Raw genomic sequence first — 18,142 nt, 5'->3', positions numbered from 1 at the left:
ATGACTAAGAAAGACGAAAAGTTTTTTGAGAAAAAAATGGACCGTCGAGAATTTCTAAAAAAAGCGGGTATTGGAGGTGCTGGTCTAGCACTTGGTCTCTCTGGTGCCTCCGCTTTTTTAGCGCCTAAGCTAGACAAGCAGGAAAAAATCTCGTACGGTAATGAAAAGATTGACTTTTATGGGAAACACCAAGCGGGTATCACGACCCCTATGCAGAAGAATATCTATTTTGTTGTCCTAGATTTGCATACGACAGATAAAGATAAGATTATCCAGCTTTTTAAGGATTGGACAGGTTATAGTAGCAAGTTGGTAGAAGGAGAATTGGTAAAAAAAGATGGTCAGAATGCCCTCTTGCCACCTAGTGACACTGGAGAAACCGTGGGTCTAAATCCTCATCGTTTAACGCTGACTTTTGGTGTGTCTGCTAGTTTCCTGAAAAAGATGAAATTAGAGCAAAAACGTCCTCAACTTTTTAAGGATTTACCTCCCTTCCCAAAAGAGCAACTACGTGAAAAGTATACAGGGGGAGATATTGTTATCCAAGCCTGTGCAGATGACGAGCAAGTTGCTTTTCATGCTATTCGCAACCTTATCCGTAAAGGGAGAAATGCGGTGATTCTCCGTTGGAGCCAATCTGGATTTGCTGCTATTGGGGATCGTATGGAGACACCACGCAACCTTTTTGGTTTCAAGGATGGAACAGCCAATGTGACCAAAGAGAAAGATTTTGATCGTGTTGTCTGGGCCGACAGCAAGGACTGGATGCAAAATGGATCCTATATGGCCGTTCGTCGCATCCAGATGTTTCTCGATACCTGGGATCGAACCAATCTTGAAGAGCAAGAAAATACCTTTGGTCGCTACAAGGAAAGTGGCGCCCCCTTTGGTAAGAAGAATGAGTTTGATGAAGTTGATTTGAGTCTTTTACCAGATGATTCGCATGTTCGATTAGCCAAAGAGGTAGATAAGCCACTCTTACGAAGATCCTATTCATACTCGGATGGAATTGATGATAAGACTGGACAATTTGACACAGGTTTACTCTTTATCTCTTTCCAAAAGGATCCAGATCATTTTGTCAAGGTTCAAACCAACCTCGGAGCTACAGACAAGATGAATGAGTATGTAACCCACATCGGTAGCGGTCTTTTTGCCTGCTTTGGTGGAGTAGAGAAAGGAGGCTATATTGGTCAGAAATTATTGGAAGACTAACATTTGTTTCTTGGCTTTGTCTTTTCTCTTGTTAGCTAGTTCTCCTGTCGGTGCGAAGGAAAGTCTGAGTTCTTATTTTGTAAAGATTACGGATGCCTCTCAGGCTATAAAAAATGGAAACCAGGCAGAAGCCAAGGCCCTAGTTAGAGAAATGGCGACGGATTTTGAAACAGTAGAACATGCTGATTCAGAGGCTGGAAAGGTTGTCAAAGAGAAACTTGCTCTGTCAGGGGAGATTAGTGAAGAAAATCTGACACAGATTTCATCAGCTCTTCTTGCATTTGAGAAAGAGCAAAATCCGGTAGATCTTGTTGCTGAAAAAGAAAAGCTTGTTAGTCGGCTAAAACCACGTTTTGAGACTTTGGATAAGGCAATTTCTTCCAAAGACATAGAGCAAATTCGAGAAGCCTATAAAAAGATGAATTCCACTTGGACCATCAATGAAAGTGTGGTTCGTGACAATAGTACGGCCCATTATGGACGTGTTGAAACAGCTATCTCCTTCTTGCGTAGTAGCATAGAAACTGAGCCTATTGATTTTAACTCCATCCAGACTTCCTTTGAGGACTTAAAAAAGGCTATTGATGATTTTGTAACTGGAAAAGAAGTCGCAGAAGCATCTTCTGATTTAAGTCTCAAAGACGGTATTGCCCTTTTGAAGAAGGCTTTGGAACAATTCCAAGCTGGTGACCAAGCATCAGGAGCAGCTAGTATGAAAGAATTCATCACTATCTGGCCAACGATTGAAGGTTCTGTTAGCACGACCAATCCTTCCCTCTACACCCGAGTGGAAAGCGAAAGTCCTGTAATCATGGTCAAGGGAAGTGAGAAGGAATATCAAGAAAAATTAGAAAAACTGATTTCGGATTTATCTCAAATTGATACCAATGCAAGCTACAATGCTTTTGATGCTATGCTCATTCTCCTAAGAGAAGGAGTAGAGGCCCTCTTAATCGTCATGGCCTTGGTCACAACACTAAAAGCAGCCAAGATGCGCAAAGGACTCAAGTGGGTATATGGTGGAGCACTATCAGGAGTAGCTGCAAGTCTAGTGATTGCATTTATACTACAAATTGCCTTTCCTGCAGTAACATCAGGGGCCAATCGAGAAATCATCGAAGGAGCTGTTGGTATTTTCGCAGTCGTTATGATGATTTTGATTGGTATCTGGCTTCACAGTAAATCCTCGGTCAAAAAATGGAATGATTTTATGGATAATCAAATGAAAACTGTGACCAAGACAGGTTCATTCATTTCCATGTTTGCTCTTAGTTTTCTAGCTGTTTTCCGTGAAGGGGCAGAGACCATTCTATTTTACGTAGGGATTTTACCGAGAATATCTCGTTTTGAGTTTATCCTAGGTATTTCTCTAGCTTTGTTAGTCTTGCTGATTATTGCATTTCTGATGAACAAGGCTAGTCAATTCTTCCTACCTCATAAGGTTTTCTTCCTACTGACGTGGATGATTTATGCTCTTGCCTTCAAGATTCTAGGTGTTAGCCTACATGCTCTCCAGTTGACCAATATGGCACCGAACCACTTATTACCAGGTTTCCCTACTATCGACCTCTTGGGCATCTATCCAAGTTGGGAAGGTTTAGGAAGTCAGCTAGTCTTTTTGATAATTGTTTTGATTGTCACATTGAGACAGGGTGAAAAGTAGATGGATACAAAAGAATTGACAATCGTTGAACATCTGGTAGAATTTAGAAAGAGATTCATTGCTGTTATAGCCTGCTTTTCCATAGTCTTCTGTGGAGCTTTATTGTTTGCAGATCAGCTTTACTACTATCTAACTCAGTCCTTTAATCAAAAGTTGATTGTATTAGGTCCAAATGATATTTTGTGGATTTATTTTCGCTTAGCGAGTCTGATGTCCTTTACCATTACGCTACCTTTTACAGTTTATCAGATTTGGAGTTTTATCAAACCAGGGTTAAAAATCGAAGAAGCAAGAGCAATCTTTGCCTATATTCCAGCTAGTTTTATTTGCTTTTTGCTTGGACTGGCTTTTGGATTCTACTTTGTAACGCCTGCCTTACTTCAAGGTCTTTTAGGACTTGGGGAAGGATTATTTGAAACGCAATTAACGGCGCAGAACTACTTAGACTTTGTTTTTCAAACAACTATCCCTTTGGCCTTCATCTTTGAATTGCCAGTCATCATTGCTTTTTTAACGTCGATTGGCTTGATTGGACCAGGGCTCTTGGTTACCTATAGACGTTATGCCTACTTTATTTTATTGGTATTAGCTGTTATTTTGACACCAGCTGATTTTATTAGCGATCTAGCCATGACAATTCCTTTAATCTCGCTCTATGAGCTTAGTATTGTAATTAGCAAGAGGATAATAAAGAAAAAAATGAAAGGAGAAAAGAATGGGAATCTTACGTGATATCGGTGCTCCAGGATTGATTATCATCGTTCTAGGTGCACTCTTAATCTTTGGACCAAAACGTTTACCAGAACTGGGTGAATCAATTGGTAAAATGCTGTCTGAGTTTAAAAAGGCAGTTAAAGGAGCTGGTGACCAAGATCAGGAAAAGTAAACTATTCCGTCATTATAAATAAAAACAAGAAAGTTAGGAACTGTAGCTGTCTAGACAAATTTGAACAGTTTCCTAGCTTATTTTTATATTCTTAAAAATAATTTTAAGTTTTCTTTAAGGTTTGTATTATATTCTAAAGAACTCTATATTAACCGAATGTTGAGTAAAAAAATATAGAGGGAAATCTAATTTTATTTCTCAAATAGATAGTTTTCGGTCTTTTCTTCATGATAGAGGCAGATTGTGATATAATAGATAGTAATGAGTTTTTTAGAATAAACTAAAGGAGAATATATATGATCTATGCAGGAATCCTAGCCGGAGGAACTGGCACACGCATGGGAATCAGTAATTTACCAAAACAATTCTTGGAGTTGGGTGATCGTCCTATTTTGATCCACACAATTGAAAAATTTGTCTTGGAGCCAAGCATTGAAAAAATTGTAGTTGGAGTTCATGGAGATTGGGTTTCACACGCTGAGGACCTGGTTGACAAGTATCTTTCTCTTTACAAGGATCGTATCATCATTACCAAGGGTGGGGCTGATCGCAATACCAGTATCGAGAAGATTATTGAAGCCATTGATGCCTATCGTCCAATCACTCAAGAAGATATCGTGATTACCCACGACTCTGTTCGTCCATTTATCACACTTCGCATGATCCAGGACAATATCAAACTGGCTCAAAATCATGATGCGGTTGACACAGTAGTAGAAGCGGTTGATACCATTGTTGAAAGTACTAATGGTCAGTTTATCACTGATATTCCAAATCGTGCACACCTCTATCAAGGTCAAACACCTCAGACCTTCCGCTGCAAGGATTTCATGGATTTGTATGGTTCTCTATCTGATCAAGAAAAGGAAATCCTGACCGATGCATGTAAGATTTTTGTCATCAAAGGGAAGGATGTTGCCTTAGCAAAAGGGGAATATTCAAACCTTAAAATCACAACTGTGACAGACTTGAAAATCGCGAAAAGTATGATTGAGAAAGACTAAGGCTATGATTAATCAAATTTATCAACTGACCAAACCAAAGTTTATCAATGTAAAATACCAAGAAGAGGACATTGATCAGGAGAATCATATCCTTATCCGTCCAAATTATATGGCGGTTTGTCATGCAGACCAACGTTACTATCAAGGAAAACGTGATCCAAAGATATTGGCTAAAAAGCTTCCTATGGCTATGATTCACGAGTCTTGTGGAACTGTTATTTCTGATCCAACTGGGACTTACGAAGTCGGCCAAAAGGTCGTCATGATTCCAAATCAACCGCCTATGCAGAGTGACAAGGAGTTCTACGAAAACTACATGACAGGAACCTACTTCCTATCTAGTGGTTATGATGGCTTTATGCGAGAATTTGTCTCTCTTCCAAAAGACCGAGTTGTTTCTTATAATGACATTGAAGATACAGTTGCTGCCATTACCGAGTTTGTGAGTGTCGGTATGCATGCCATGGATCGATTCTTGAATCTTGCCCACAGCAAGCGAGAGCGCATTGCAGTTATCGGAGACGGTAGCTTGGCCTTTGTGGTTGCCAATATTATCAATTACGCCTTGCCAGAAGCAGAGATTATCGTGATTGGCCGTCATTGGGAAAAACTGGAGCTCTTCTCTTTTGCAAAAGAGTGCTACATCACGGATAATATTCCAGAGGATTTGACCTTTGATCATGGATTTGAATGTTGTGGTGGTGATGGTACGGGTCCAGCTATCAATGACTTGATCCGTTATATTCGCCCACAAGGAACGATCCTCATGATGGGAGTGAGCGAATACAAGGTCAATATCAATACACGAGATGCTTTGGAAAAAGGTTTATTATTGGTTGGTTCATCTCGTTCAGGACGAATTGATTTTGAAAATGCAATTCAGATGATGGAAGTCAAAAAGTTTGCGAATCGTTTGAAAAATATTCTTTATATTGAAGAACCTGTGAGAGAAATCAAGGACATTCACCGTGTCTTTGCCACCGACCTAAATACTGCTTTTAAAACAGTATTTAAGTGGGAAGTGTAGGAGATGGAGGCTATTGTGGAGAAACTCATCAGAGAAAAAATTTCTTCTTTGCTATCTGAAGAAGAGGAAGTCCTCAGTGTTGAACAACTGGGTGGCATGACCAACCAAAACTACTTGGTTAAAACAACCTCCAAACCCTATATCGTTAAATTTTTCGGAAAAGGGACTGAAAAGCTCATCAATCGTCAAGATGAAAAATACAATCTTGAATTGTTGAAAGATTTGAATCTTGATGTCAAGAATTATCTTTTTGATATTGAGTCAGGAATCAAGGTAAATGAGTACATTGATTCTGCCACAACGCTTGATTCCACTTCAATCAAGACCAAATTTGAAAAGATTGCCCCGATTCTACAAACCATTCATAGATCTGGTAAAGAACTAAGAGGGGAATTTGCTCCGTTTGAAGAAATCAAAAAATACGAATCCTTGATTGAGGGGAATATCCCTTACGCCAACTATGAAGCCGTGAGAAAAGAAGTATTTTCACTAGAGAAAAGATTGGCTGACTTAGGTATTGACAAAAAGTCTTGTCATATTGATTTGGTTCCAGAAAACTTTATCGAGTCACCCCAAGGACGCATGTATTTGATCGACTGGGAATACTCTTCTATGAATGACCCGATGTGGGATTTGGCAGCTCTCTTTTTGGAGTCTGAATTTACAAATCAGGAAGAAGAAGATTTTCTAACCTACTATGAGAGTGACAAAACTCCAGTATCTCGCGAGAAGATTCAAATCTATAAAATCTTACAAGATACCATCTGGAGTTTGTGGACAGTGTATAAAGAAGCTCAAGGCGCTGACTTTGGAGATTATGGTGTGAGTCGTTACAAAAGAGCTGTTGACGGTTTGACCTATTATGGAGGTTAGGATGAAGAATAAAAATGGTGTTTCTTTTGGTCTGCTCTCTGGTATCTTCTGGGGGCTAGGTCTGACAATTAGTTCTTATATCTTTTCGATTTTTACAAATCTTTCTCCCTTTGTGGTGGCGGCTGCTCATGATTTCTTGAGTATCTTTATCTTGTTAGCTTTTCTTTTGGTAAAAGAAGGAAAAGTTCGACTCTCGATTTTTCTAAATATTCGAAATGTCAGTGTTATTATCGGAGCCTTGCTAGCTGGACCAATAGGAATGCAGGCCAATCTTTATGCGGTTAAGTATATCGGTAGTTCTCTTGCATCTTCAGTATCAGCTATCTACCCAGCAGTTTCTGTTTTACTAGCATTTTTCATTTTGAAACACAAGGTATCTAAGAATACTGTGTTTGGTATTTTGTTGATTATCGCTGGTATTATTGCCCAGACTTACAAAGTTGAGCAGGTTAATTCTTTTTATATCGGAATTCTTTGTGCATTAGTTTGTGCCATCGCTTGGGGAAGTGAAAGTGTTCTCAGCTCCTATGCTATGGAAAGTGATTTAAGTGAAATTGAAGCACTATTAATCCGCCAAGTAACCTCATTCTTGTCATATCTTGTCATTGTCCTCTTTTCTCATCATTCATTTGCAGAAGTAGCAGATGGACAATTGCTGGGTTTGATGTTAGTCTTTGCAGCATGTAATATGATTTCTTACTTAGCTTACTATATTGCTATCAATCGTCTGCAGCCAGCAAAAGCAACTGGTTTGAACGTAAGCTATGTCGTTTGGACAGTATTGTTCTCAGCAATGCTTTTAGGAACACCACTCGATATGGTGACCATTATTACATCGCTTGTTGTCATGGCTGGTGTTTATATTATTATTAAAGAATAAAGGAGAATCGCGTGAAAGCAATTATCTTGGCAGCGGGGTTGGGAACTCGTCTGCGTCCTATGACTGAAAATACCCCCAAAGCCTTGGTTAAGGTCAACCAAAAACCCTTGGTAGAATACCAAATCGAGTTTTTGAAAGAGAGAGGAATTGATGAGATTATTATCGTTGTTGGCTACCTCAAAGAACAATTTGACTACCTAAAAGAAAAATATGGTGTTCGTTTAGTCTTCAACGACAAGTATGCTGATTACAACAACTTTTACTCACTTTACCTTGTAAAAGAAGATTTAGCTAACAGCTATGTTATTGATGCGGATAATTATCTTTTAAAAAATATGTTTAGAAATAATCTTAAACGTTCGACCTATTTCAGTGTTTATCGTGAAGACTGTGAGAATGAATGGTTCTTGGTTTATGGTGATGACTATAAAGTTCAAGACATCATCGTTGATAGCAAGGCTGGTCGTATTCTGAGCGGCGTATCATTCTGGGATGCTCCAACTGCAGAAAAGATTGTTGGCTTTATTGACAAAGCCTATGCAAGCGGCGAATTTGTTGATCTCTATTGGGACAATATGGTTAAGGATAATATCAAAGAATTAGATGTGTATGTCGAAGAATTAGAAGGCAACAGCATCTATGAAATCGATAGTGTTAAGGACTATCAAAAGCTAGAAGAAATTTTATCTTCCATTAACTAAATAACATTAGAATTAGTAACAAAAAGACCCATTTTGGTCTTTTTTTGTTTGAAATGCACGAAAATAGAATTTAAAAAGATTGTTTGATAATGATTATAATTAATTAACAAAACACAATCAACAAAAAAGAAACAAAATAAAACAAAAAGTATTGACAACGATTTCATATAGTGTTATACTTATAACGTAAAAGTTAATTGAAAGAAGGGAAAATGTTATGGGATTAGGTCATTTCTTTGACAAAAACCTGGTGTTTTGCTTAGAAGCGGATAATCAAGAACAACTCTTTGATCAGGTAGCAACCCTATTGGAAGAACGAAAAATCGTGACTCCAACTTATCGTGAAGCCTTGATCACACGTGAAAAGTCATTTCCAACTGGCTTAGATATGGAATTTCTGGGAAAGGACTTGCCAAATGTAGCGATTCCTCATACAGATATTGTTCATAATCTGGCTGAGAAAGTGGTGGTTGTTCGATTAGAAAAACCAGTAACTTTTCACAATATGATTGCTCCTGATAAGGAAGTGGAAGTATCTTTACTCTTCTTTATCATTAACAATTCAAGTTCGACTCAAACAAATATTCTGGCTCAGTTGATGGACTTTTTCACAGGGAATGGTCATCTAGAAGATTTATCAAATATTTCTGAACCAGAAGCCTTGTATGCCTATATCTCTGAAGCAACAGCTTAAATCGTACATTATAAAAAATAAAATCGGAGGAAATCCAAATGATTAAAATTCTCGCTGCCTGCGGTGCAGGTGTTAACTCAAGTCACCAAATTAAAAGTGCTCTAGAAGAAGAACTTTCAAACCGTGGTTATGATGTTCACTGCGATGCAGTTATGGTAAAAGATGTAAATGAAGACCTTATCAAAGGATATGATATCTTTACACCAATCGCTGCAACTGACCTTGGTTTTGAACCAGGAATTCCAGTAATTGAAGCTGGGCCAATCTTGTTCCGTATTCCAGCAATGAGCGCTCCAGTATTTGACAATATTGAGGCAGCTATCAAAGAACACGGACTAAGTTAATTATTATTTTGTAAGATTCCATAAAAATAAAGGGAGGAACTATTATGGATGTCATTATCGAACTAGCCAATAAGATTTTCAAGCCAGTCTTGGAAATGGGTGGTCCTATCATCATGCTGATCATCTTGACAGTATTGGCTCTACTTTTTGGAGTGAAATTCTCCAAAGCGCTTGAAGGTGGTATCAAACTTGCCATCGCTCTTACTGGTATCGGTGCTATCATCGGTATGCTCAACGGAGCTTTCTCAGCATCTCTTGCGAAATTCGTTGAAAATACTGGTATTCAATTGAACATCACTGACGTTGGTTGGGCACCACTTGCAACCATCACTTGGGGATCTGCTTGGACACTTTACTTCTTGCTTGTAATGTTGATTGTCAACGTTGTGATGCTTGCAATGAAGAAAACGGATACCCTTGACGTTGATATCTTCGATATCTGGCACTTGTCTATCACAGGTCTTTTGATCAAATGGTACGCAGACAACAATGGAGTTAGCCAAGGGGTTTCACTTTTCATCGCAACTGCAGCAGTTGTCCTTGTAGGTGTTTTGAAAATCATCAACTCTGACTTGATGAAACCAACATTCGATGACCTTCTTAACGCACCAAGTTCATCACCAATGACTTCAACACACATGAACTACATGATGAACCCAGTTATCATGGTCTTGGATAAGATCTTCGATAAAGTATTGCCAGGTCTTGATAAATATGACTTTGACGCTGCAAAATTGAACAAAAAAATCGGTTTCTGGGGATCTAAATTCTTCATCGGTTTCATTCTTGGTATCGTTATTGGTTTGATGGGAACTCCACACCCAGTTGCTGGTGTAGAAGGAGCCGATAAATGGGAACTTGTTATTAAAGGTTGGTTGAGCCTTGGTTTGACTGCCGGTGTCTGCTTGGAGCTCTTCTCACTTATCGGATCTTGGTTCATCGCAGCCGTAGAACCACTTTCACAAGGTATCACAAACGTTGCTACTAAACGTCTTCAAGGACGTAAATTCAACATCGGTCTTGACTGGCCTTTCATCGCTGGTCGTGCTGAAATCTGGGCTTGTGCCAACGTACTTGCTCCAATCATGCTAGTAGAAGCTGTGCTTCTTTCAAACGTCGGAAACGGTATCTTGCCACTTGCAGGTATCATCGCTATGGGTGTAACTCCAGCTCTCTTGGTTGTTACTCGTGGTAAATTGCTCCGTATGATCATCTTCGGAACACTCTTGTTGCCACTCTTCCTTCTTTCAGGTACTCTTATCGCTCCATTTGCAACTGAACTTGCTAAAGGTGTAGGTGCCTTCCCAGAAGGTGTGAGCCAAACTCAATTGATCACTCACTCAACTCTTGAAGGACCAATCGAAAAACTATTTGGTTGGGCAATTGGTAATGCTACAACAGGTGACATCAAAGCAATCCTTGGTGCAGCTGCCTTCCTTGTATTCTATGTGGGTATCTTTGCTTGGTATAGAAAACAAATGATCAAACGTAACGAAGAATACGCAGCAAATGCTAAATAATTCGCTCCTATAAAATGTAAATTGTGAAAACTAGGTTGTCAATTTCCGACATTGGGAGTGGCAACCTAGTTTTTTTATATAAAAATCTAAAAATAGTTGGAGAATATTATGGTAATTGAAGTAAAATCAGATCAGTTAACGGTTCAGTTTAAAACCTTAGGTGGCGCCTTGTCATCAATCAAGGATCGAGATGGAATTGAGTACTTGTGGCAAGGAGATTCCAGCTATTGGAGTGGACAAGCTCCAGTACTTTTTCCAATCTGTGGTTCTTTGAGAGAAGACACAGCCTTATATAGCCACAAAGATGGAACGGAGACGAAAGGAATCATTCCTCGTCACGGTTTGGTCCGTAAAAAAGAATTTGAATTAGTTGAACAGACAGAAAACAGTGTTACTTTTGCTATCGAAGATGATGAGAATACTTATCAAAACTATCCTTATCATTTCCGCCTTGAAATCACTTATCTAGTGACTGGCAAGACTGTTCGTACTCAATACAAGATTTTCAATAAAGAAACGAATAAAGTAATGCCATTCTTTATAGGAGGACATCCAGGGTTTAATTGCCCTCTGCTGGATGGCGAAACTTATGAAGATTACTATTTAGAGTTTGAGAAAGAAGAGACTTGCTCTGTTCCCCGGCCTTTCCCAAAAACAGGAATGTTAGACTTCCAAGATAGAAGTCCATTGTTGGATGGGCAAAAAGAATTAGACCTTAGCTATGATTTGTTTAGCACAGATGCAGTGACTTTGGATGAGTTGCAATCCAGAACAATTGCCCTTCGTTCGCGCAAGCATGAGAAGGGATTAAAAGTACACTTCCAGGAGTTCTCAAATCTCATCATTTGGTCAACTTTGAATAAGGGACCTTTTATAGCGTTTGAACCATGGTCTGGCTTGTCAACATCTCTTGAAGAAGGAGATCATTTAGAAGATAAGAAAAACGTTCGTCTCTTGGAAGCTGGTCAAGTAGATCAGATTGGCTTTGATATTGAAATATTTTAGATAAAAAAACCACAAAAACAAACATTTACTGTTGACTTTTTCTATAAATAGGAGTATATTATGTTTGTAAACAACAAATGATGTTTGTAACAAACAAATAATCGCTTGTTATATTCTCTTTCGAGGAGAAAGTTTCTTTCTAGGAACTTGATTTCCTAGACTTGGATAAGCTATCGAACAGCTTATTCAATCAAATTTGTCAATAAACTGCTAGAAAGTCTTTTGTAGGTAAACTGCTAACTATAAAAGTCTTTACTAGCCTAGAATAATAAAAAGGAGTATACAATATGTCTATTGTTATCGGTGCAGATGCTGCAGGTTTGAGATTGAAAGAAGTTGTGAAAGACTTCTTGGAAAAAGAAAACTTCCACGTTGTGGATGTTACAGCTGAAGGTCATGACTTTGTTGATGTGACTCTTGCTGTTGCTGCAGAAGTAAACAAAGAAGAACAAAATCTTGGTATCGTGATTGATGCTTATGGAGCTGGTCCATTTATGGTCGCAACAAAGATCAAAGGAATGGTTGCCGCAGAAGTATCTGACGAACGTTCAGCTTATATGACTCGTGGTCACAACAACTCACGTATGATCACTATGGGTGCACAACTTGTTGGTGATGAATTGGCTAAAAATATTGCTAAAGGTTTTGTTAACGGTAAATACGACGGTGGACGTCACCAAATTCGTGTTGATATGTTGAACAAAATGTGCTAATTAGATTACAGTAAGAAAGGTAAGATAAAAATGAGAATTGCAATTGGATGTGACCACATCGTAACAGATGAAAAAATGGCGGTTTCAGAATTTTTAAAATCAAAAGGATATGAAGTCATTGACTTTGGTACTTATGACCACACACGTACTCACTACCCAATCTTTGGTAAAAAAGTTGGTGAAGCTGTTACAAGCGGTCAAGCCGATCTTGGGGTATGTATCTGTGGTACTGGTGTTGGTATCAACAACGCTGTAAACAAAGTCCCAGGAGTTCGTTCTGCCTTGGTTCGTGATATGACAACAGCTCTTTACGCAAAAGAACAATTGAACGCCAACGTTATTGGTTTTGGTGGTAAAATCACTGGTGAATTGCTCATGTGTGATATCATTGAAGCTTTCATCAATGCTGAATACAAACCATCAGAAGAAAACAAAAAATTGATTGCGAAAATCGAGCACGTTGAAACTCACAATGCTCATCAAGCAGATGCAAACTTCTTTACAGAATTCCTTGAAAAATGGGATCGCGGTGAATACCACGACTAAGAGGTGACGCATGATTTTAACAGTCACGATGAATCCATCCATTGATATTTCTTATCCTTTGGATGAATTGAAAATTGACACTGTCAACCGTGTGGTGGACGTGACCAAGACAGCTGGTGGTAAAGGTCTCAATGTTACACGAGTTCTTTCAGAATTTGGTGATTCTGTTGCTGCTACTGGTCTAGTTGGGGGCAAACTCGGTGACTATCTAGTAGAAAACATTGACGATAAGGTAAGTAAACGTTTCTTCTCGATTCAAGGAGAGACTCGTAACTGTATCGCTATTCTACACGGAGACAACCAAACAGAAATTCTTGAGAAAGGGCCTGAAGTATTGGAACAAGAAGGGCAAGATTTCTTGGCTCATTTCGAAAATCTCCTTGACACTGTGGAAGTAGTAGCTATCTCTGGTAGCCTGCCAGCAGGTCTTCCAGTTGACTACTATGCGAGCTTAGTAGAACTTGCTAATCGCGCAGGAAAACCAGTTGTTCTAGACTGCTCAGGTGCAGCTCTTCAGGCTGTCCTTGAATCACCACATAAACCAACAGTTATTAAACCAAATAACGAAGAATTGTCTCAGCTTCTTGGGAAAGAAGTTTCTGAGGATTTGGATGAATTAAAAGAAGTTCTTCAAGAGCCTCTATTTGCAGGGATTGAGTGGATTATCGTTTCACTTGGTGCAAATGGTGCTTTTGCAAAACACGGTGATACTTTCTACAAGGTAGATATTCCAAGAATTCAGGTAGTCAATCCTGTCGGATCTGGAGATTCTACTGTTGCAGGTATTTCATCAGGTCTTCTTCATAAGGAATCGGATGCAGAACTCCTCATCAAGGCAAATGTCCTTGGTATGCTTAACGCTCAAGAAAAGATGACAGGTCATGTCAATATGGCCAACTATCAAGCTTTATATGATCAATTAATAGTAAAAGAGGTATAAAATGGCTTTAACAGAACAAAAACGTGCACGCTTAGAAAAACTCTCTGACGAGAATGGAATCATCTCAGCTCTTGCCTTTGACCAACGTGGTGCTTTGAAACGCCTCATGGCTCAATACCAAACAGAAGAGCCAACAGTGGCTCAAATGGAAGAACTCAAGGTCTTGGTAGCAGATGAATTGACAAAATACGCATCCTCTATGCTTCTTGACCCTGAGTATGGGCTTCCAGCTACAAAAGCGCTTGATCCAAATGCTGGCCTTCTCCTTGCTTATGAAAAAACAGGTTATGACACAACTAGCACCAAACGCTTGCCTGACTGCTTGGATGTTTGGTCTGCCAAACGCATCAAGGAACAAGGCGCAGATGCTGTTAAGTTCTTGCTTTACTACGATGTAGACAGCTCTGACGAACTCAACCAACAAAAACAAGCCTACATCGAACGCATTGGTTCTGAGTGTGTGGCAGAGGATATTCCATTCTTCCTTGAAATCTTGGCTTACGATGAAAAGATTGCTGACGCAGGTTCTGCAGAATACGCTAAAGTGAAACCACACAAGGTTATCGGTGCTATGAAAGTCTTCTCAGACCCACGCTTCAACATCGACGTCTTGAAAGTGGAAGTTCCAGTCAACGTCAAATACGTTGAAGGCTTTGGTGATGGTGAAATCGTGCATACACGTGAAGAAGCAGCAGCCTTCTTCAAAGCGCAAGATGAAGCGACTAACCTTCCTTACATCTACTTGAGTGCAGGTGTATCAGCGAAACTCTTCCAAGAAACCCTTGTCTTTGCCCACGAATCAGGCGCAAACTTCAACGGTGTTCTTTGCGGACGTGCAACATGGGCAGGATCAGTTGAAGCCTACATCAAAGACGGTGAAGCAGCAGCTCGTGAATGGTTACGCACAACTGGATTTGAGAACATTGACGAACTTAACAAGGTTCTCCAAACCACAGCGACTTCATGGACTGAACGTGTGTAAGAAGCTCCTCCTAGTTTAGGAACATAAATCTAAAAAAATTTTAAAAAAAGTTGTATGTAAAGGTTTACAAAATAACTTACTTGTGCTATACTTAAATCACAAGTTAATACAAGGTGAGTGTTACTAAGTAATATTAGGCATGATCACAGGTGAATTAGAAATCAAAGAATTTTCTAGTTCATTTGTGGTCATTTTTTGTACTCATATACCTTTAAGATATAAAAGGAGGTTGACATGTATCGAATTCTAAATCCAATGAATCACAATGTCTCGCTTGTCAGAAATGATAAAGGAGAAGAAGTGATTGTGATTGGTAAGGGGATTACATTTGGAAAGAAGAAAGGGGACTTGATTGCTGAAAATCAGGTTGAGAAAATCTTTCGGATGAAGACAGAAGAGTCTAGGGAAAACTTTATGGCTCTGCTCAAAGATGTTCCGCTTGATTTTATCACAGTGACCTATGAGATTATTGATAAGCTTTCTAAAAAATATCATTATCCGATTCAAGAGTATCTCTATGTGACCTTGACAGATCATATTTACTGTTCTTATCAAGCTCTAACACAAGGAAGGTACAAGGATAGTAATCTGCCAGATATTTCTGCCAAGTATCCTGTAGCTTTTCAAATCGCAAAGGAAGCTTTTGAAATTTATCGTCAGAAGTTGACAGATCATTTCCCTGAGGATGAAATTATTAGGATTGCTTATCATTTCATCAATGCCGAAGGGGAAAATGAAGTCCAAGTGGTTGAGTCGATTGATAAGAGGAAAGAAATCCTCAGGAATGTTGAAGAAGTGCTGAAGAGTTACGCTATTCAACGAACCAAAGAGAATAACCATTTCTATGATCGCTTTATGATTCATCTCAACTATTTTTTGGATTATTTAGACAGATCTAGAGATGATAACCAATCACTTCTGGATATGGAAGATCATATTAAACAATCCTATCCAAAAGCGTTCGAGATTGGTTCCAAGATCTATGATGTGATTACGCAACATACGGGTCTTGATTTGTATAAGAGTGAGCGAGTTTATCTAGTTCTACATATACAACGTTTACTGTCATAAGATTTATCAAACAATATATAAGGAGGATTCTATCATGAATAGAGAAGAAGTAACATTGTTAGGTTTTGAAATTGTTGCCTATGCTGGCGATGCTCGATCAAAACTATTGGAAGCCTTGAAGGCCGCTGAAGCTGGTGATTTTGCGAAAGCGGATAGCTTAGTTGAGGAAGCTGGTGGCTGTATCGCCGAGGCTCATCACGCGCAAACAAGTCTATTGACCAAGGAGGCAGCTGGTGAAGATTTGGCTTATAGTGTGACCATGATGCACGGCCAAGATCACTTGATGACAACTATCTTGCTCAAAGATTTGATGCACCATTTAATCGAACTTTACAAGAGAGGAGTTAAGTAATGAACAAACTAATTTCATTTATCGAGAAAGGAAAGCCTTTCTTTGAAAAACTGTCTCGTAATATCTACCTTCGCGCTATTCGTGATGGTTTCATTGCTGGAATGCCAGTTATTCTCTTCTCAAGTATCTTTATCTTGATTGCTTTTGTACCAAACTCATGGGGTTTTAAATGGTCTGATGAAGTTGTAGCCTTTCTAATGAAACCTTACAGCTATTCAATGGGAATTCTGGCTCTCTTGGTAGCTGGTACAACAGCTAAATCTTTGACGGACTCAGTCAACCGTAGCATGGAGAAAACCAATCAAATCAACTATATGTCAACACTATTGGCAGCGATTGTTGGTTTGTTGATCTTGGCAGCTGATCCGATTGAAGGTGGATTTGCGACAGGTTTCCTTGGGACAAAAGGGTTGCTTTCAGCCTTCCTTGCGGCCTTTGTGACCGTAGCAATCTATAAGGTTTGTGTTAAGAACAACGTCACTATTCGCATGCCTGACGAAGTTCCACCCAATATCTCACAAGTCTTTAAAGATGTGATTCCATTCACTCTATCAGTGGTTTCTCTTTATGCTCTTGATTTACTAGCTCGTCATTTTGTTGGTGCAAGCGTAGCTGAATCAATCGGTAAATTCTTTGCACCATTATTCTCAGCTGCTGATGGCTATCTGGGTATTACCATTATCTTTGGGGCCTTTGCCTTCTTCTGGTTTGTTGGTATCCATGGTCCATCTATCGTTGAACCAGCAATCGCAGCTATCACCTATGCAAATGCCGAAGTCAACTTGAACCTTCTCCAACAAGGTATGCACGCTGACAAGATCCTTACTTCTGGTACACAAATGTTTATCGTTACCATGGGTGGTACTGGTGCGACACTGGTTGTTCCATTCATGTTCATGTGGTTAACCAAATCAAAACGAAACCGTGCAATCGGTCGTGCTTCAGTAGTTCCAACTTTCTTTGGTGTAAATGAACCAATCTTGTTTGGTGCACCCCTTGTATTGAACCCGATTTTCTTTATTCCATTTATCTTTGCGCCAATTGCCAACGTATGGATCTTTAAATTCTTCATTGAGACGCTTGGCATGAACTCATTTACAGCCAACCTTCCTTGGACAACACCAGGTCCGCTCGGTATTGTTCTCGGTACAAACTTCCAAGTTCTATCGTTCATTCTTGCTGCCCTTCTAATCGTTGTTGACATTGTCATTTACTATCCATTCCTTAAAGTCTATGATGAACAAATCCTTGAAGAAGAGCGTTCTGGTAAAGTTAATGATGAATTGAAAGAAAAAGTAGCTGCAAACTTCAATACTGCCAAAGCAGATGCGATTCTTGAAAAAGCGGGTGTAGAAGCAGCGCAAAACACAATCACTGAGGAAACAAATGTTCTCGTTCTCTGTGCAGGCGGAGGAACAAGTGGTCTACTTGCAAATGCTCTAAACAAAGCAGCTGCGGAGTACAAGGTTCCTGTTAAAGCAGCAGCCGGTGGCTATGGAGCTCACCGTGAAATGTTGCCAGAGTTTGATCTGGTTATCCTTGCTCCTCAAGTTGCTTCAAACTTTGAAGACATGAAGGCCGAAACCGACAAACTTGGTATCAAACTTGCTAAGACAGAAGGTGGCCAATACATTAAATTGACTCGCGATGGAAAAGGCGCTCTTGCCTTTGTTCAAGCGCAGTTCGAAGAATAAAATGTAAATAGCGAAGAAGTGAGATGGAGGAA

20 protein-coding genes are annotated in these 18,142 nt (G+C 39.4%); all 20 read left to right on the top strand.

Going from position 1 to position 18,142, the window contains the following annotated elements:
• The 20 genes from efeB (at position 1) to D8854_RS01655 (ending at position 18,110) form a co-directional block, all read left to right on the top strand.
• Entirely contained in the window at positions 1 to 1,215 is a 1,215-nt protein-coding gene (efeB, locus tag D8854_RS01750; RefSeq protein WP_125449195.1) for an iron uptake transporter deferrochelatase/peroxidase subunit, read from the top strand.
• Positions 1,190 to 2,878: an FTR1 family iron permease gene (locus D8854_RS01745; protein WP_125449193.1), complete on the top strand. Its 1,689-nt coding sequence runs from the start codon at positions 1,190 to 1,192 to the stop codon at positions 2,876 to 2,878. The genes efeB and D8854_RS01745 overlap by 26 nt, the downstream gene beginning before the upstream one ends.
• A complete protein-coding gene (tatC, locus tag D8854_RS01740) occupies positions 2,879 to 3,610 on the top strand; it encodes a twin-arginine translocase subunit TatC (protein WP_125449191.1) in 732 nt (243 codons plus the stop codon).
• Complete coding sequence (locus tag D8854_RS01735) at positions 3,594 to 3,764, top strand: twin-arginine translocase TatA/TatE family subunit (protein ID WP_000512108.1); 171 nt, start codon at positions 3,594 to 3,596, stop codon at positions 3,762 to 3,764. The genes tatC and D8854_RS01735 overlap by 17 nt, the downstream gene beginning before the upstream one ends.
• 296 nt (positions 3,765 to 4,060) lie before the next feature.
• The gene (locus tag D8854_RS01730; RefSeq protein WP_125449189.1) at positions 4,061 to 4,768 is read left to right on the top strand and encodes a 2-C-methyl-D-erythritol 4-phosphate cytidylyltransferase; all 708 of its coding nucleotides are present in this window, start codon (positions 4,061 to 4,063) and stop codon (positions 4,766 to 4,768) included.
• A 4-nt stretch (positions 4,769 to 4,772) separates the two neighbouring features.
• Entirely contained in the window at positions 4,773 to 5,795 is a 1,023-nt protein-coding gene (locus D8854_RS01725) for a ribitol-5-phosphate dehydrogenase (protein ID WP_125449187.1), read from the top strand.
• A gap of 15 nt (positions 5,796 to 5,810) precedes the next feature.
• Positions 5,811 to 6,668 carry a phosphotransferase family protein gene (locus D8854_RS01720; protein ID WP_125449185.1) on the top strand — a complete coding sequence of 286 codons (858 nt, stop codon included), beginning with the start codon at positions 5,811 to 5,813 and terminating at the stop codon, positions 6,666 to 6,668.
• A 1-nt stretch (position 6,669) separates the two neighbouring features.
• A complete protein-coding gene (locus D8854_RS01715; protein WP_000791845.1) occupies positions 6,670 to 7,548 on the top strand; it encodes a DMT family transporter in 879 nt (292 codons plus the stop codon).
• 11 nt (positions 7,549 to 7,559) lie between these two features.
• Entirely contained in the window at positions 7,560 to 8,249 is a 690-nt protein-coding gene (locus D8854_RS01710) for a sugar phosphate nucleotidyltransferase (protein ID WP_093585495.1), read from the top strand.
• Positions 8,250 to 8,466: 217 nt separating this feature from the next.
• Positions 8,467 to 8,943, top strand: a complete 477-nt coding sequence (locus D8854_RS01705) for a PTS sugar transporter subunit IIA (protein WP_093585493.1) — start codon at positions 8,467 to 8,469, stop codon at positions 8,941 to 8,943.
• 38 nt (positions 8,944 to 8,981) lie between these two features.
• On the top strand, positions 8,982 to 9,287 hold the full coding sequence (locus tag D8854_RS01700; RefSeq protein ID WP_000590551.1) for a PTS sugar transporter subunit IIB: 306 nt from the start codon (positions 8,982 to 8,984) through the stop codon (positions 9,285 to 9,287).
• Positions 9,288 to 9,331: 44 nt separating this feature from the next.
• Complete coding sequence (locus D8854_RS01695; protein ID WP_000382509.1) at positions 9,332 to 10,807, top strand: PTS galactitol transporter subunit IIC; 1,476 nt, start codon at positions 9,332 to 9,334, stop codon at positions 10,805 to 10,807.
• Between the two features lie 108 nt (positions 10,808 to 10,915).
• Positions 10,916 to 11,812, top strand: a complete 897-nt coding sequence (locus D8854_RS01690) for an aldose 1-epimerase family protein (protein ID WP_125449183.1) — start codon at positions 10,916 to 10,918, stop codon at positions 11,810 to 11,812.
• A 287-nt stretch (positions 11,813 to 12,099) separates the two neighbouring features.
• Positions 12,100 to 12,525 carry a galactose-6-phosphate isomerase subunit LacA gene (gene lacA, locus D8854_RS01685; RefSeq protein WP_125449181.1) on the top strand — a complete coding sequence of 142 codons (426 nt, stop codon included), beginning with the start codon at positions 12,100 to 12,102 and terminating at the stop codon, positions 12,523 to 12,525.
• A gap of 30 nt (positions 12,526 to 12,555) precedes the next feature.
• Positions 12,556 to 13,071 (top strand): galactose-6-phosphate isomerase subunit LacB, encoded by a 516-nt coding sequence (gene lacB / locus D8854_RS01680; protein ID WP_001216921.1) that lies wholly within the window; start codon positions 12,556 to 12,558, stop codon positions 13,069 to 13,071.
• Positions 13,072 to 13,081: 10 nt separating this feature from the next.
• The gene (locus D8854_RS01675) at positions 13,082 to 14,011 is read left to right on the top strand and encodes a tagatose-6-phosphate kinase (protein ID WP_125449179.1); all 930 of its coding nucleotides are present in this window, start codon (positions 13,082 to 13,084) and stop codon (positions 14,009 to 14,011) included.
• A 1-nt stretch (position 14,012) separates the two neighbouring features.
• Positions 14,013 to 14,993 carry a tagatose-bisphosphate aldolase gene (gene lacD / locus D8854_RS01670; RefSeq protein WP_125449177.1) on the top strand — a complete coding sequence of 327 codons (981 nt, stop codon included), beginning with the start codon at positions 14,013 to 14,015 and terminating at the stop codon, positions 14,991 to 14,993.
• Positions 14,994 to 15,227: 234 nt separating this feature from the next.
• Positions 15,228 to 16,064 (top strand): PRD domain-containing protein, encoded by an 837-nt coding sequence (locus D8854_RS01665; protein WP_125449175.1) that lies wholly within the window; start codon positions 15,228 to 15,230, stop codon positions 16,062 to 16,064.
• A gap of 34 nt (positions 16,065 to 16,098) precedes the next feature.
• Positions 16,099 to 16,416: a PTS lactose/cellobiose transporter subunit IIA gene (locus D8854_RS01660; RefSeq protein ID WP_001078319.1), complete on the top strand. Its 318-nt coding sequence runs from the start codon at positions 16,099 to 16,101 to the stop codon at positions 16,414 to 16,416.
• On the top strand, positions 16,416 to 18,110 hold the full coding sequence (locus D8854_RS01655) for a lactose-specific PTS transporter subunit EIIC (protein ID WP_125449173.1): 1,695 nt from the start codon (positions 16,416 to 16,418) through the stop codon (positions 18,108 to 18,110). Before D8854_RS01660 ends, D8854_RS01655 begins: the two co-directional genes overlap by 1 nt.
• Positions 18,111 to 18,142: the final 32 nt, after the last annotated feature.

Origin of the sequence: Streptococcus mitis, from assembly GCF_003943905.1 — a bacterium.
Lineage (GTDB): Bacteria > Bacillota > Bacilli > Lactobacillales > Streptococcaceae > Streptococcus > Streptococcus mitis_BC.
This window is presented reverse-complemented; position numbering and strand designations above follow the sequence as displayed.